Here is a 15,220-nt window from a genome sequence, read left to right on the forward strand (position 1 = left end):
GCTTTTTCATGCACAGCGACATCCTGCGACCGATGGTCGTCCTGATCGCGTGGACGCTCGTGATGCTGGGCTGGACGCTCGCGACGCGGTTGCCGGCGATGAAGGCGGCCGGCGTCGATATGGGCAAGCTCGTCGGCACCAAGGCGTCCGACGCGGATCGATCGCTGCCGCCGCAGGTGCAGTGGAAGGCGCACAACTACAATCACCTGATGGAACAGCCGACGCTGTTCTACGCGGTATGCGCCGTGCTGGCGCTGAGCGGCACAGGCAACGGCATCAATGCCTGGATCGCTTGGGCCTATGTCGGGCTGCGGATCGCGCACAGCCTCGTCCAGGCAACCAGCAACCGCGTCCGGGCCCGCTTTCTCTTCTTCACGCTGTCGAGCCTGATGCTCGTCGCGCTCACGCTGCACGCCGCGCTCGCCGTGTTTTGAGACGGCTTGCGAATAATCGCCGATCGCGGCGCCCGCCTCTCCCCGAACGCAATCCGATCGTCTAGGATTTCGCCATGACCTTCGATCGCCGTTCGCTTCTCACCCTCCCCCTTGCCGCCGGGCTGGCGCTTCCTGCATTCGCGCGGAGCGGCGCGCAGTTCACTGCTGCTCAGCCTCGCGCGACGGACGTGCCAATGTGGCCGCCCGCAGAACGGTTTGCGCTATGGCCCGGTATCCCGCCAGGCGCGCCGAACCCGCTGCCGGTGCCGCAGCCGCGGATGCCGCGCTACCCCGATGGGTATCGCGATTTCCAGATGCGCGGCGTGGTGCGGCCCGAGGTCGGCGTGTTCCGCCCGGCTCGGCCAGACGGGCGCGCGGTCCTGATCGTGCCCGGCGGCGGCTATTCGATCACGTCGCTGCGCAACGAGGGCATCGACGTAGCGCGCGTCCTGAACGGTTTCGGGATCACCGCGTTCGTGCTGAGCTACCGCCTGCCCGGCGAAGGCTGGGCCGATCGCGCCGACGTGCCGCTATCGGATGCGCAGCGTGCGATGCGGCTGATCCGTGCCAACGCGCGCGTCTACGGAATCCGAGCGGAAAAGCTCGGCGTGCTGGGTTTCTCGGCGGGCGGGCACCTTGCCGGGTCCGTGGCGGTGCTGCACGAGTTCAAGGCGTATCGCCCGGTCGATGCCGCCGACCGGCACTCGGCACGCCCCGCCTGGGCGGGGCTCATGTACGCGGTCTCGAACATGGATCCCGGCCGTAGTCACGGCGGATCGCGCGCGAACCTGCTCGGTCCTGATCCGTTACCCGCGGTCCAGGCGCGCTATGCGATCGACCGACAGTTGAAGGCTGGCGACCCGCCACTGTTCCTCGTGCATGCCGAGGACGACAACACGGTCCCGGTCGCCAACAGCGTCGATACGCTCGCCGCCGCCCGCCGCGCCGGCATCCCCGCCGAAGCGCATTTCCTCCAGCATGGCGGACACGGCTTCGGCACGCGCCTGTCGCCTCGATCGCCTGGGTCGTTGTGGCCGCAATTGTTCGATCGCTGGATGGGCGAACTTGTAGCTGGCTGACGACGGTGGGTCAGCATAACGGACCTATCCGTCCTCACCGACGTTTGTCCTGAAAGATCAGGAGAGCGCGATGACTAGTCCGCATGCCGAACCCCGCGACGTCTTCCATGAAAATGGCGAGGTCGTGATCGACGGGCCGGACGGGGCGGTCATCGCGATGACTCCCGAAGCGGCGTTGCGCACGGCGGGTCGGCTGGATGAGGCGGCGCTCGACGAGCTGATCGCGCGGGCGCGGCGATCTGGTGATGCGGATTGAACCGATCGTGCGTGGCGGTCAGCTAGAAGTAACCGCCAGTCGACCGTCTGAGGTAATCGTAGCGGTTACGTCCAGATAATCGTCTATCCGCGGATGACGCGTATCGAGCCGGTGGCTCGTTCCATGGGTCGCCGTGATCACCAGGACATCCGCACCCGCTGCCTCGCCGGCCGTGATGCCGGCGGGGGCATCCTCGAACACCAGGCAATCGCTCGCCGAGACGCCGAGTCGTTCGGCTGCGACCAGGAAACAGTCGGGTGCGGGCTTGCCGTTGGGGATGTCGTCCGCGGCAATCATCGTCGCGGGGATCGGCAGGCCGGCAGCCTTGAGGCGGACTTCGGCTAGCGCCCGAGGGGCAGACGTGACGATCGTCCAGCGCTCCGGGGGCAAGCTGGCCAGGAATGCGGCGGCACCGGCAATTGGTTCGATATCGCCGACGTCGAGCATTTCGGCGGCAGTGATCGCGGCTGCCTCGGCGACCGGGTCGACGCCGGGGAGGTTGAGGCGGCGGACCGTCTCGACCGATTGCACGCCGTGGATCGTCGGCACGAACGTCGCGGCGTCGAGGCCATGTGCGATCGCCCACTTCGTCCAGGTTCGCTCGGCGGAGGCGATCGAGGTGAGGATCGTGCCGTCCATGTCGAACAGGAATGCGGCGTAGCTACGGGTCGGGAGAGTCATTCGGGTGCTCGTGATGGGGTTTTGTGGGTGGGGCAAGCCTTAACGCCCCTTCGTCATTCCCGCGGAGGCGGGAACCCATATTGGCTGACGGTGCGGATCTATCGACGCGATATAGGGTATGGGTCCCCGCCTGCGCGGGAATGACGATAGTATTAAAGGGTTCGCCCCCATCTCGACACACCACACAAAGAAAAGGCCGCTTCGGTTTCCCGAAGCGGCCTGTATTCCTACACCAAGCTAAAGCTTAGATGTCGTCACCGAGCGCGCCCTTGACGCTGCCCTTGACGTTCTGCGCAGTGCCCTTGGCCTGCTGCGCCTCGCCTTCGGCTACCAGCTTCTCGTTGTCGGTCGCCTTGCCGACGGCTTCCTTGACGTTACCTGCAACCTTGTTGCCTGCTGCTGCGACCTTGTCGGTGAACTCGCCCATCAGAGCCTCCACTTGTTATGCGGGCCCGCCAACCGGGCCGCTTGAACTTGCTAAGGTATAACGGCCGTCTTTACCGTGGGTTCCGTGACGTTTGCGTCATGACCTATGTTTCAGATCAGTCCCGCCAGTGGGCTAGACGGATCGGCATAGCGGCGCTGGCCCATCCGCCCGGCGCGATAGGCGAGCCGGCCCGATTCGACCGCGGCCTTCATTGCGGCGGCCATCATCAGCGGGTCCTTGGCCTCGGCGATCGCGGTGTTCATCAGCACGCCGTCGCAGCCGAGCTCCATCGCCACCGCGGCATCCGACGCGGTGCCGACGCCGGCGTCGACCAGTACGGGCACCCCTGCCCCCTCGACGATCAGGCGGATCGTCACGCGGTTCTGGATGCCCAGCCCCGAACCGATCGGTGCGCCCAGCGGCATGATCGCGACCGCGCCGGCGTTCTCGAGGCGCTTGGTGGCGATCGGATCGTCGACGCAATAGACCATCGGCTTGAAGCCCTCGTTCGCGAGGATCTCGGTCGCGCGCAGCGTCTCGACCATGTCGGGATAGAGCGTCTTCGCTTCGCCAAGCACTTCGAGCTTCACCAGCTCCCAGCCGCCCGCCTCGCGCGCCAGTCGCAGCGTGCGAATCGCCGATTCGGCATCGAAGCAGCCGGCGGTGTTGGGCAGGTAGGTGATCTTCTTGGGGTCGATGAAGTCGGTCAGCATCGGCGCATTGCGATCCGACACGTTGACGCGGCGGACCGCCACGGTGACGATCTCCGCGCCCGACGCCTCGACCGCCGCGGCGTTCTGCGCGAAGTCCTTGTACTTGCCGGTGCCGACGATCAGCCGCGACTTGAACGTCTGGCCTGCGACGGTCCAGCTGTCTTCATGGTCGCCACCACCGACGAAGTGGACGATCTCCAGGTCGTCGCCGTCCTCGACCATCACGTCCGCCAGGGTCGAGCGCGGCACGACCTCCATGTTACGCTCGACCGCGATCTTCTCGGGCACGAGGCCGAGTTCGGTCGCGAGCCCTGCGAGGCTAAGCCCGGCGGAGACGCGCTTGTGTTCGCCGTTGACGGTAATGGAGACGGTACCATCGGAGTGGGGCATGCAAAACTTTCCGTTCGTTTCGAGCCCCTCGACATGGCTCGGGACAGGCTGATCGAGAAACCACCCGTCCGCTGCCGGTCTCATGTCTCGACTTCGCTCGACACGAACGGGTAAGGGTGGGACGACGCATATAGGGGGTCGTTCGCAGCCCTCGCAACCAGGAGCTGCCCTTGCCCGATACCGTCACTGCGACAGTGTTCGTCCTGAACGGCCCCAACCTCAACCTGCTGGGAACGCGCGAGCCGGAAATCTATGGCGACGAGACGCTCGACGACATCGCCGGGATGCTGGAGGACCGCGCCCGCGAGCTCGACCTTGAGATCGACATGCGCCAGTCGAATCACGAGGGGCACCTCGTCGACTGGATCCAGGAGGCGCAGGCGCGCGGTGCGAAGGCGGTGATCCTCAACGCGGGTGCGTTCACGCATACCTCGGTCGCGGTGCACGACGCGATCAAGGGCGTGAAGACGCCGGTGATCGAAGTGCATCTTTCCAATCCCCATACACGTGAATCGTTCAGGCATGTGAGCCTGGTCGGTCAGGCAGCGAAGGGTACGATCGCGGGTTTCGGCGCGCTTTCGTATCTGCTCGCGCTTGAAGCCGTCGCACGGTTCTGACAGGAGGCCCCGCCATGAACGATACACCAGAAACCACAGGCGCAATGCAGGTCGACGTGACCCTGGTGCGCCAGCTCGCCGAACTGCTCGACACCACGCAGCTGACCGAGATCGAGGTCGAGGACGGCTCGCGCCGGATCCGCGTCGCGCGCAAGGCCGCCCAGGCAGCACCCGTCGCGCATTACGCGCCGGCGCCTGCTCCGGCCCCGGTCTCCGCACCGCTGTCGATCCCGCAGGCCGAGGTCGGCGCATCCGCCCCCGCGATCAGCGCGAGCGCGGTCAAGTCGCCGATGGTCGGCACCGTCTATCTCGCCGCCAATCCCGAGGCGAAGCCGTTCTCGACGGTCGGCCAGAAGGTCAATGCCGGCGACACGCTGCTGATCATCGAGGCGATGAAGGTGATGAACACGATCGTCGCGCCGTCGGCCGGCACGGTGACCGCGATCCTGGTCGAGAACGGCCAGCCGGTCGAGTTCGACCAGCCGCTGGTCGTGGTGGAATAATGCCGCAAATCAAGAAGCTGCTCATTGCGAATCGCGGCGAGATCGCGCTGCGGATCCACCGTGCCTGCCATGAGATGGGCATCAAGACGGTCGCGGTGCACTCGACCGCCGACGCCGACGCGATGCACGTCCGGCTCGCGGACGAAGCGATCTGCATCGGACCGCCGTCCGCCGCGGACAGCTATCTGAACATCCCGAACATTATCTCGGCCGCCGAAATCTCGGGCGCGGATGCGATCCATCCGGGCTACGGCTTCCTCAGCGAGAACGCGCAGTTCGCCGAGATCGTCGAGCTTCATAACATACTGTTCGTCGGGCCGAAGCCCGAGCACATCCGGACGATGGGCGACAAGGTCCAGGCCAAGCGCACCGCGGGCGCGCTCGGGCTGCCGCTCGTCCCCGGTTCGGACGGCGCGATCAGCGACATCGCCGAGGCCAAGCGCATCGCCGAGGACATCGGGTATCCGGTGATCATCAAGGCGGCCTCGGGCGGGGGCGGTCGCGGGATGAAGGTCGTCAACGACGCCGACGATCTCGAAACGCAGATGCAGCAGGCTGGCAGCGAGGCGAAGGCCGCGTTCGGCGACGCCACCGTCTACATGGAAAAATACCTCGGCAATCCGCGACATATCGAATTCCAGATCTTCGGCGATGGTGAGGGTAACGCGATCCACCTGGGCGAGCGCGACTGCTCGCTCCAGCGCCGCCACCAGAAGGTGCTTGAGGAAGCCCCCTCGCCGATCATCACCGCGGAAGAGCGCGAACGGATGGGCGGGATCGTCGCCAAGGCGATGGCCGACATGGGCTATCGCGGCGCGGGGACGATCGAGTTCCTGTGGGAAGCGGGCGAATTCTACTTCATCGAGATGAACACCCGGCTCCAGGTCGAGCATCCGGTGACCGAGATGATCACTGGGCTGGACCTCGTGCGCGAGCAGATCCGCGTGGCCGAGGGCCATCCGCTGACGCTGCGCCAGGAAGACGTCCAGTTCCGCGGTCATGCTATCGAGTGCCGCATCAACGCCGAGGATCCGCGCACGTTCGCGCCGTCGCCCGGGCTGGTTAAGGTTTATCACGCGCCGGGCGGGATGCACGTCCGCGTCGATAGCGGGCTGTATGCGGGCTATCGCGTGCCGCCTTACTACGACTCGATGATCGCCAAGCTGATCGTCTACGGGACGACTCGGCAGGGTGCGCTGCGCCGGTTGCGGCGTGCGCTCGAGGAGATGGTGATCGAGGGGGTGACGACGACGATTCCCCTGCACCGCGCGCTGCTCGACGATCCCGAGTTCCAGGAAGGCGCGTACACGATCAAGTGGCTGGAAGAGTGGTTGGCCAAGCAGGGGGCGTAACCTTCTGTACTAAGATTGTTCTCCCGCGAAGGCGGGGGCCCAGACTGGGCTCCCGCCTTCGCGGGAGAACAAGAGGCGGGGTGCGCGCTGGCGGGTGACCTACGGCCTCCGACTAGAACAGCCCCCCACCCGTCATCCCAGCGAAAGCTGGGATCTCCCCGTTCGGGTCGCATCGCAAACCAAGCGGAATATCCCAGCTTTCGCTGGGATGACGGATTGTCAGATGATAACGGAGCATTCGTGAAGGCGACGATCTACCACAACCCGCGTTGCTCGAAGTCCCGCGAGGCTCTCGCGCTGCTGCAAGAGGCAGGGGCGGATGTCACGATCGTCGAATACCTCAAGAACCCTCCATCCCGCGAGGAACTCGTCAGCCTTTACGACCGCGCGGGAATGACGCCACGCCAGGGGCTCCGCATGGCCGAGGACGGCGCCAAGGCGGTCAAGCACGGCGATGCCGAAGCGATCCTCGATGCGATGATGATCGACCCGCTGTTGATTGAGCGCCCGCTGGTCGAGACCGACAAAGGCGTCCGGCTCGGCCGCCCGATCGCCCGGCTGCACGAGATCCTGTGATAAGCGTCCCTGCTCTTACATTGCGCACGCACCGCCCAGGTGCCGCAATTTCGGGCAGTGAAATCAACGATATTCCGCGGTTGCCCGAGGGCGCTGCGGCTGGCACGCTTGGTGCAAGGCGCCCTTCAGGGCGGACGGCTCGCCCGCAAGGGCGAGGGTTTCAACGACAATCGGGGGCGTACCTGTGAAAAAGATCGAAGCCATCATCAAGCCGTTCAAGCTGGATGAGGTGAAGGAAGCGCTGCACGAGATCGGCGTGAGCGGCATCACCGTGACCGAGGCCAAGGGCTTCGGCCGCCAGAAAGGCCATACCGAGCTGTACCGCGGCGCGGAATATGTCGTCGACTTCCTGCCCAAGGTGAAGCTCGAGGTCGTCGTCGAGGACGGACTCGCGCAGCGCGTCGTCGAGGCGATCGCGGCAGCCGCGCAGACCGGCCGCATCGGCGACGGCAAGATCTTCGTCATCCCGGTCGAGAGCGCGCTTCGCATCCGCACCGGCGAGCGCGACGACGACGCTATCTAGTTCCTATCCACGCATATTGCGTTGACGACGAGTGACGACATCGTCATTTGACGCGGCGCAACATTGTGTGGAAATCTCGTTCCATACCGCAATTAGATTCCCCGCATGAGGCGGCGGAAATCTCAAAACGAAGGGCAAGCATCATGGCGAATTCGGCCTCCGACGTTCTCAATATGATCAAGGACCAGGAGATCGAGTGGGTCGATCTGCGGTTCACCGATCCCAAGGGCAAGTGGCAGCATCTGACGATGGTCGCGAGCCTGATCGGCGAAGACGAGCTGACCGACGGCCTGATGTTCGACGGCTCGTCGATCGAGGGCTGGAAGGCGATCAACGAGAGCGACATGACGCTCAAGCCCGATCTCGATGCGGTCTATGTCGATCCGTTCTCGGCGACGCCGATGATGATCCTGATATGCGACATCAGCGATCCGTCGACCGGCGAGCTCTACGCGCGCGATCCGCGTTCGACCGCCAAGCGCGCCGAGGCGTATCTGCTGACCACCGGCGTCGGCGACACCGTGTATGTCGGCCCCGAAGCCGAATTCTTCATGTTCGACGACGTCCGCTTCGAGAACAGCTATTCGACGAGCTACTATAAGATCGACGACATCGAGCTGCCGGGCAATTCGGGCCGCGAATATGAGGGCGGCAACCTCGGTCACCGTCCGCGCGCCAAGGGCGGGTACTTCCCGGTCGCGCCGGTCGACTCGGCCGTCGACATCCGCGGCGAGATGGTCTCGACGATGATCGAGATGGGCCTGCCGTGCGACAAGCATCACCACGAAGTCGCGGCCGCGCAGCATGAGCTGGGCCTGACCTTCGGCACGCTGACGCAGACCGCGGATCGCATGCAGATCTACAAGTATGTCGTCCACCAAGTCGCGCACGCGTACGGCAAGACGGCGACGTTCATGCCGAAGCCGATCAAGGAGGACAATGGTTCGGGGATGCACACGCATTTCTCGATCTGGGAAGGCAAGACCCCGCTGTTCGCCGGCAACGGCTACGCGGGCCTTTCCGACATGTGCCTGTATTTCATCGGCGGCATCATCAAGCATGCCAAGGCGGTCAACGCGTTCACCAACCCGTCGACCAACAGCTACAAGCGCCTCGTCCCCGGCTACGAAGCTCCGGTGCTGCTGGCGTACTCGGCGCGCAACCGCTCGGCATCGTGCCGCATTCCGTACGGCACCGGCCCCAAGGCGAAGCGCGTCGAAGTGCGCTTCCCGGACGCGCTGGCCAACCCGTATCTCGCTTATGCGGCGCTGATGATGGCTGGCATGGACGGCATCCTCAACAAGATCCATCCGGGCGAGGCGATGGACAAGAATCTGTACGACCTGCCGCCGGCAGAGCTCGCCCAGGTCCCGACCGTCGCGGGTTCGCTCCGCGAGGCGCTCGAATGCCTGCTCGCGGATCACGACTTCCTGCTGAAGGGCGACGTGTTCTCGAAGGATCAGATCGAGAGCTATGTCGAGATCAAGTACGCCGAGGTTGCGCGTTGGGAGATGACGCCCAGCCCGGTCGAGTATGACATGTACTACAGCGGGTGAGGCGCACGGCGCACGCGGCCAGCGCAAGCTGACCGCGAGACGCCGAAGTCCGGCCGGCGTCGCGAACCGCGACGACCGACGGCGTGGCTTTGCCACGTCGCTGAATTGGAAGAGGGCGCGCGGAGCAATCCGGGCGCCCTTTTTCGTAAATCCTCCCCTGCAAGGGGAGGTGGCTGGCGCAGCCAGACGGAGGGGTATCGCCACTCTTGATAGGGCGGACACCCCTCCGTCAGCCAAGAGGCTGCCATCTCCCCTTGCAGGGGAGGATCAGATTTCGTGCATCCGCGCCAACAATGTTTCCCCGCGAAGGCGGGGACCCAGTCTGGGCTTCCGCCTTCGCGGGAGAACAAGCTTCGCAAAAGAACAAGGGTAGCCTTGGTTAACTTCGCACGTTGGGTCTGATTGATCGACCGCTAGAGCCACCCATATCCTAACCGCGACGCACCGCCCCCCCAAAACCCAAGGAACACCCGTGACCGAAGACAGCGGCAACAGCGCCGGACGCGCGATCCCCAGCGGCCGCCTCGCCCGTCTCGGAGTCTTCGGCAAACTCGCGGGCGGTGTCGCCGGCGGAGTCGTCGCCGAGGGCGCCCGCCGCCTCGCAAACGGCGAACGCCCCAAGATCGGCGACCTCCTCCTCACCCCCGCCAACGCCACCCGCGTCGCCGACCAGCTCTCGCACCTCCGCGGCGCCGCGATGAAGCTGGGGCAGATGATCTCGATGGACGCGGGCGACATGCTCCCGCCCGAACTCGCCACCATCCTCGCCCGGCTGCGCAACAACGCGAACCACATGCCGCCGCAGCAGCTCGACCGCGTGCTCGCCGCCGAATGGGGCAAGGACTGGCGCCGCCGTTTCGCGCATTTCCAGGCGCACCCGGTCGCCGCCGCCTCGATCGGCCAGGTCCACCGCGCGCGCCTGCCCGACGGCACCGAGCTGGCGATCAAGGTCCAGTATCCCGGCGTGAAGGAGAGCATCGACGCCGATGTCGACAACGTCGCGACGCTGCTGCGCGTGTCGGGCATGCTCCCCAAGTCGCTCGACATCGCGCCGTTGCTCGACGAGGCGAAGAAGCAGCTCCACGAGGAAGCCGATTACCTCCGCGAGGCGCAGATGCTCGCGCGTTACGGCGAGTTGCTTGCCGATCAGTCGCAGTTCGTGGTCCCGAAGCTTTACTCCGAACTGACCACGCCACGCGTCCTTGCGATGAGCTTCGTCACCGGCGTCCCCGTCGAGACGCTGGAAACCGCACCGCAGGACGTCCGCGACCGGGTGATGCACGACCTGATCTCGCTCGTGCTGCGCGAGTTGTTCGACTGGCGGCTGATGCAGACCGATCCGAACTTCGCCAACTATCGCTGGCAGCCCGAGACGGAAAAGCTGGTCCTGCTCGACTTCGGTGCCGCCCGTCCCCTCCCTGCCGAAACCGGCGAAGGCTATCGCCGCCTGCTTACCGCTGCCCTCGCCGGCGATCGTGACGCGGTCCGCGAAGCCGCGATCGCCGCGGGGTTCCTCGGCGAAGCGGCCGTGCTCCAGCATCGCGCATTGGTCGACCGGATGATCGACGTCATCCTCGTCGAACTCGCCAAGCCCGGCCCGTTCGACTTCGGCGACCGCGCGTTCGTCGGCGTGCTGCGCGAACAGGGTACCGAGATCGCGCGCGACCGCGACACCTGGCACCTGCCCCCGATCGACACGCTGTTCGTCCAGCGCAAGATCAGCGGCACCGCCCTGCTCGCCGCGCGACTGAAGGCGCGGGTCGACATCCGCACGATGGTCGCCGCCTATTGCGACAGCGTACCATCGTGAGGATCAGCGCAGTTTCAGCGCGCGCTTCACGCCGGCCCAGCTGACGTATTTGAAGTTCTGCGTGGCGGGCGCGTTGTCGCCGTCCTGCGCGACGAACAGGCCCTGAGGGTAGGCGGAGCCGAAGTTTCCGACCATCATTTCGATACCGTCGGTATCGCTGGTACCATCGATTGCGCCGCCGCCGGTCCGGAAGCGCCCGGCATAGGTGACGCCCGGCAGGCGGTAGAGCGTGTAGGCGTTGTCGCCCTGGCTCGACACGACGAGATAGCCGCCGTTCCTCCCCGACGGGGCGAGCGCTAGGCCCTCCGCGTCGGCGACCAGCGTCTTGCCGTCGACCTTGGCGATCGGGGTTGCCGTGACCGGTGCCGATGGGTCTGCGTCGAACCGCCAGAGGCCGACATCTTCCTCGGCGACGTAGAGCTGTCCTGTACGATCGTCGACGACGCAGCCTTCGGACTGGGTGCCGAGCTTCATCGAGCGGACCGTCGTGACCTTGGGCGATGCGCTGGAGAGGTCGATCGCGACCTGGTCGATGCGGCCGTCCTTCAGCACGACGAAGCCGAACAGCGCGTGATCGCGCGCGCGGGTCCAGAGGCACATGCCGTAGGCCTCGCCCGGACCGACCGGGAAGCGGCCGAGCGGGACGAGCTTTGCCGCCGCCGTGTCGAGCGTGAACAGCGAGACATGTGCGGTGGCGATGTCGGCCCGGTCGCTGGCCGCCGCGATCACGCGCGTCCCGACATCGCGCAGGTCGACATTGTTGAGCCGCGCGGCCGGGGTGAAGCTGAGGCGCTTACCCGTCAGGCTGTAGACGTGGATGCCCGCTTTCTTGTCGGTGCCGATGACGAGGCTCTTCGCCGGATCGGAAGCGTTGCGCCAGATCGCGGGATCGTCCGCGGCATCGGCGGCAGTGTCGACCGGATCGGTCTCGGCGGTCGCCGCGACTGTCGGCGCCTCGACCGCCACCGGGGTCGAGGTCGTTGCACATCCCGCGAGCAGCAACGCGGCAAAGGGAAGCGCGCGCATCAGAACGTCACCCGCACGCCGCCGGTGTAGCGCCGGCCGAACGTCTCATGCTCGATCGTGTAGGCCGAGGAACCGACATAGCGGCGGCCCGGACCGTTCAACAGGTTGGCGAAATCGCCGTAGATCTCGACATTGCCGTTGATCGCGTAGCGGACCGACGCGTCGAGTTCGTTGTCCTTGGCCCAGTAGAAATCGCCGCCATCGACGCCGCGGACGACGCCACCGATCGTGTCCACCGCACCGATCGCATCGAGCCACGCAGACCGGTTCTGGTACGAAACGCGGGCCGAGAAGCCGTATTTCTCGTAATAGGCGATCAGATTGTAGATCGCGTCCGATGCGCCGGGCAGGCGAACTTTCCGCGAAGGGATCGCGCCTGTTGCCGGCGTATCGGCACGGCTCTTGTTGATCGTCGCGTTGAACTGGACGCCGAAGCCGCCCATCCAGTCGGGCAGGCCGAGATCGGCGGTGAAGGGGTCGAGCTGCTGCTGGATCGCGCCCTCGATCCCCATGATATAGCCTTTGCCGCCATTGATGATGGTCGAGTAGACATAGCCCGACCGATCGACGCCGGCGGCGTTCAGGTTGGTCTGGCCGTAGGTCTGGGTCGAGTCGAACAGGACATCGGTGACGTCCTTGTAGTACGCGCCGATCGACAGGAAGCCGCGGGGCATCGTGTAATATTCGACGTAGAGATCGACGCCCTTGGCCTTCTCGGGCTTCGCGTCGGGGTTGCCGCCGGAGATGGTCGCGTTCGCGTCGTTGACGCTGAGATTGGGGCGCAACTGGTCGTAGTCCGGGCGTGCGGCGCCGGTGTTGAATGACAGCCGCGCCTTCATCCGGTCGTTGACGTCCCAGTTCACGTGCAGGCTTGGATAGACGAGCGTCTGGCTTGATTTCACGTCGATCAAGCCGAGCGACGAGAACGCGCGGGCGTTGTTGCGGATATGCTCGACGCGCGCGCCGCCAATGACGCTGCCCCAGTTGGTGGTCGTCGTCGCCATCGCGTAGGCGGAATAGACCTTTTCGCCGACGTCGTAGAAATTGGCGTCGGTGGACACGAACGGGTTGACCGCCTTGGCTTGCTCGACAAGCGCCAGGATCTTGTCCCGATCGAAATACTGGAACGTGTAGCCGAGCGGGATCTCGCCCTGGAACCCGCCCGGCTTGGCGATGGCGCCGTACCCGGTCGGAATGCCGGCCGCGGCGAACTGTGCCGGCGTGCTCAGTTCGAGTAGATACTCGTTCGCGGTCTTGGTTCGATCGTCGTAGCGAAGGCCCGCCGCGAACACCGTCTGCGCGCCGAACACCGAGGCTTCGCGGCTGATGTCGAGCTTGGCGGTATAGGCTTCGGTCACGTCCTGCGCCTTCAGCGACCGCAAGCGGGCCAGGGTGCGCGGGAAGTCCTCGATCGACGTGACTTGAGCGCCACGCGAGAAGGTGCCGTCGGCGTTGCGGATCGTGCGGAACAGCTGGACCTTGGCGAGCTGTGGGTCGGTCAGATCGTAGCCGACGGTCAGGCGGTTGGCGGCGTTCGCGCCGTTGGTGCCGAACGACGGGCTGTCATAGTTCAGCTGTGCAGGCTGCGAGCGATCGTCGATCGAACGCGTGAAATTACCGCGCCATTTCACGTTCCAGGCGCCGAGTTCGTGATCGCCGCCGATCGTGTTGGTGAACACCGACTGCTTGTACTTGCGCACGGTGAAGTTCGAGTTGAGATCGATGCCGTAGACCGTGCCGAGCAGCGGCGTGTTGCCGGTGCAGACGTCCGCGTAACCGGTCGTGCCGGTCGCCGGGCGCGCGTTGACGGTGCAGGCGGCGGTGCCGTTGGGCGTGCGCGACTGCTGGTCGTCGAGATCGAAGATGTAGTTGTTGCGCTGTTCGTCGTCTTGGAACGCCGAGTAGATCGACTCCGCGAGCAGCTTGTGGCCGGGCGCCGGGCGCCAGTCGAGCCGGGTCGACAGCGAGTAGTTCTTGCGCGTCAGGCGATACAGCTTGTTCTCGGTCTCGCGCGCCCAGTTGCGCGTCTCGAAACCGGGGCGGCGATCGCGGTCGACTGCCTCGAAGTCGGTCTCGAAATTGTCGGTGACCATGCCGCGGCGATACAGGCTGGCGGACGAGACGATGCCGAACTCGCCGATACCGGTGTCGATCCGGTCGGAAATGACGAGCGAGCCTTCATATTCGGTCTTCTTGCCGAGTTCGACATGACCGACGCCGCCCTTGGCCTGTACCTTCATGCCCGGATAATCGAACGCGGAGCGCGTGATGATGTCGACGTTGCCCGCGATCGTCTCGCCGATCATGTCGGGGGTGACGGCCTTGCGCACGATGATCTGCGACGCGATCGCCGAGGGGATCGAATCGAAGCGGGCGTCGCGGCCTTCGGGGCTGACGACGTTGATGCCGTCGATCGACAGCGTGGTCCAGTTGATCGGTGCGCCGCGAAGCGTGATGTAGCGCGCCTGGCCTTGGTCGCGCTGGACGCCGACGCCGGGAAGGCGGCTGACCGCCTGCGCGATGTTCTGGTCGGGGAGGCGACCGATCGAATCGGAGGCGATGACCGAGACGAGCGAGGGGCTGGTCCGCTGGATCTGCAGCGCGGCGGCTTCGGATTCCGCGATCGGCCGCGAGCCGGAGACGACGATCTCGTCGCCCTCGCCTGCGTTTGCGCCGACTTCGGTGGTCATCGCCACGTCGAGCGTTACCGCAACATCGGCGACCGTCACGGTCCGGTGCGCGTCGGGGAAGCCGACATAGCGGATCACGAGTTCGTGCGTGCCGGCGGGAACACCGACCAGCGAGAACCGCCCGGTGCGATCGACCACGGTCGACAGTTCGAGCGTCGGGATCGAGACCGATGCACCGTCGAGATAGTCGCCGCTGCCTGCCTGCGACACGGTACCGGTGATGCTCCCAAGCGCACGCGGCGCGCCGATCGGGGTCGCGGCGTCGGTACGCGCATAGGCGCTGGTGGCGGTCAGCGAAGTCAGCGCGCAGCCGGTGAGCAGCACATGCGCGAGGACGCGACCGCGAACGCGGGTCGACAGGTTCGATTTCATGGTATTCCCCCGGGTGGTCCCGACTTCTTCAGCCGGCTTGGGAGGCGCGTTAGCGGCCGTGCATGGCACCGACGTTACTTTCGCATGACATTCACATGACAGCGACGTCATCTGAACTCGTCTCACGTACGCGCGAGGATAAACCCACATTAAACCAACGTTAAAATCGCCGGACACGCGATTCTTATATTCGTAACGGACGTGCCACGACCGCC

15 protein-coding genes are annotated in these 15,220 nt (G+C 65.4%); 10 read left to right on the forward strand and 5 right to left on the reverse strand.

All coding sequences use genetic code 11. The features are described 5' to 3' along the window. Positions 1-8 precede the first annotated feature (8 nt). From AC1ME3_RS18050 to AC1ME3_RS18060, 3 genes are all read left to right on the forward strand, one after another. Positions 9-434 carry an MAPEG family protein gene (locus AC1ME3_RS18050; protein ID WP_480954265.1) on the forward strand — a complete coding sequence of 142 codons (426 nt, stop codon included), beginning with the start codon at positions 9-11 and terminating at the stop codon, positions 432-434. 74 nt (positions 435-508) lie between these two features. Then, positions 509-1,513 carry an alpha/beta hydrolase gene (locus AC1ME3_RS18055; RefSeq protein ID WP_480954266.1) on the forward strand — a complete coding sequence of 335 codons (1,005 nt, stop codon included), beginning with the start codon at positions 509-511 and terminating at the stop codon, positions 1,511-1,513. Between the two features lie 70 nt (positions 1,514-1,583). Continuing rightward, positions 1,584-1,769 (forward strand): hypothetical protein, encoded by a 186-nt coding sequence (locus AC1ME3_RS18060; RefSeq protein ID WP_480954267.1) that lies wholly within the window; start codon positions 1,584-1,586, stop codon positions 1,767-1,769. 18 nt (positions 1,770-1,787) lie between these two features. Here AC1ME3_RS18060 and AC1ME3_RS18065 read toward each other — a convergent pair whose 3' ends face one another. The 3 genes from AC1ME3_RS18065 to thiS all read right to left on the reverse strand — a co-directional run bounded on the left by AC1ME3_RS18065 (position 1,788) and on the right by thiS (position 3,980). Beyond that, positions 1,788-2,450 (reverse strand): HAD-IA family hydrolase, encoded by a 663-nt coding sequence (locus AC1ME3_RS18065; RefSeq protein WP_480954268.1) that lies wholly within the window; start codon positions 2,448-2,450, stop codon positions 1,788-1,790. Positions 2,451-2,694: 244 nt separating this feature from the next. Further along, entirely contained in the window at positions 2,695-2,877 is a 183-nt protein-coding gene (locus AC1ME3_RS18070; RefSeq protein WP_056050734.1) for a CsbD family protein, read from the reverse strand. 110 nt (positions 2,878-2,987) lie between these two features. After that, positions 2,988-3,980 (reverse strand): sulfur carrier protein ThiS, encoded by a 993-nt coding sequence (gene thiS / locus AC1ME3_RS18075; protein ID WP_082441445.1) that lies wholly within the window; start codon positions 3,978-3,980, stop codon positions 2,988-2,990. Positions 3,981-4,150: 170 nt separating this feature from the next. Here thiS and aroQ point away from each other — a divergent pair, with 170 nt between their 5' ends. The 7 genes from aroQ to AC1ME3_RS18110 all read left to right on the forward strand — a co-directional run bounded on the left by aroQ (position 4,151) and on the right by AC1ME3_RS18110 (position 10,917). Further along, entirely contained in the window at positions 4,151-4,597 is a 447-nt protein-coding gene (aroQ, locus tag AC1ME3_RS18080) for a type II 3-dehydroquinate dehydratase (protein ID WP_132896360.1), read from the forward strand. 14 nt (positions 4,598-4,611) lie between these two features. Further along, complete coding sequence (accB, locus tag AC1ME3_RS18085) at positions 4,612-5,100, forward strand: acetyl-CoA carboxylase biotin carboxyl carrier protein (RefSeq protein ID WP_480954269.1); 489 nt, start codon at positions 4,612-4,614, stop codon at positions 5,098-5,100. Continuing rightward, on the forward strand, positions 5,100-6,452 hold the full coding sequence (accC, locus tag AC1ME3_RS18090; RefSeq protein WP_056490598.1) for an acetyl-CoA carboxylase biotin carboxylase subunit: 1,353 nt from the start codon (positions 5,100-5,102) through the stop codon (positions 6,450-6,452). The genes accB and accC overlap by 1 nt, the downstream gene beginning before the upstream one ends. A gap of 240 nt (positions 6,453-6,692) precedes the next feature. Beyond that, complete coding sequence (locus tag AC1ME3_RS18095; protein WP_480955867.1) at positions 6,693-7,028, forward strand: arsenate reductase family protein; 336 nt, start codon at positions 6,693-6,695, stop codon at positions 7,026-7,028. A gap of 184 nt (positions 7,029-7,212) precedes the next feature. Continuing rightward, positions 7,213-7,551, forward strand: coding sequence for a P-II family nitrogen regulator (locus tag AC1ME3_RS18100; RefSeq protein ID WP_055875939.1), 339 nt, complete (start codon positions 7,213-7,215; stop codon positions 7,549-7,551). Positions 7,552-7,694: 143 nt separating this feature from the next. After that, positions 7,695-9,107: a type I glutamate--ammonia ligase gene (glnA, locus tag AC1ME3_RS18105; RefSeq protein ID WP_056062965.1), complete on the forward strand. Its 1,413-nt coding sequence runs from the start codon at positions 7,695-7,697 to the stop codon at positions 9,105-9,107. A 472-nt stretch (positions 9,108-9,579) separates the two neighbouring features. Continuing rightward, positions 9,580-10,917: an ABC1 kinase family protein gene (locus AC1ME3_RS18110; protein WP_480954270.1), complete on the forward strand. Its 1,338-nt coding sequence runs from the start codon at positions 9,580-9,582 to the stop codon at positions 10,915-10,917. 3 nt (positions 10,918-10,920) lie between these two features. Here the strand turns inward: AC1ME3_RS18110 and AC1ME3_RS18115 are convergent, their stop codons facing one another. After that, the gene (locus tag AC1ME3_RS18115; RefSeq protein ID WP_480954271.1) at positions 10,921-11,943 is read right to left on the reverse strand and encodes a phytase; all 1,023 of its coding nucleotides are present in this window, start codon (positions 11,941-11,943) and stop codon (positions 10,921-10,923) included. Beyond that, the gene (locus AC1ME3_RS18120) at positions 11,943-15,005 is read right to left on the reverse strand and encodes a TonB-dependent receptor (protein ID WP_480954272.1); all 3,063 of its coding nucleotides are present in this window, start codon (positions 15,003-15,005) and stop codon (positions 11,943-11,945) included. The genes AC1ME3_RS18115 and AC1ME3_RS18120 overlap by 1 nt, the downstream gene beginning before the upstream one ends. Between the last annotated feature and the right edge of the window lie 215 nt (positions 15,006-15,220).

The organism is Sphingomonas sp. BL2 (genome assembly GCF_056680015.1).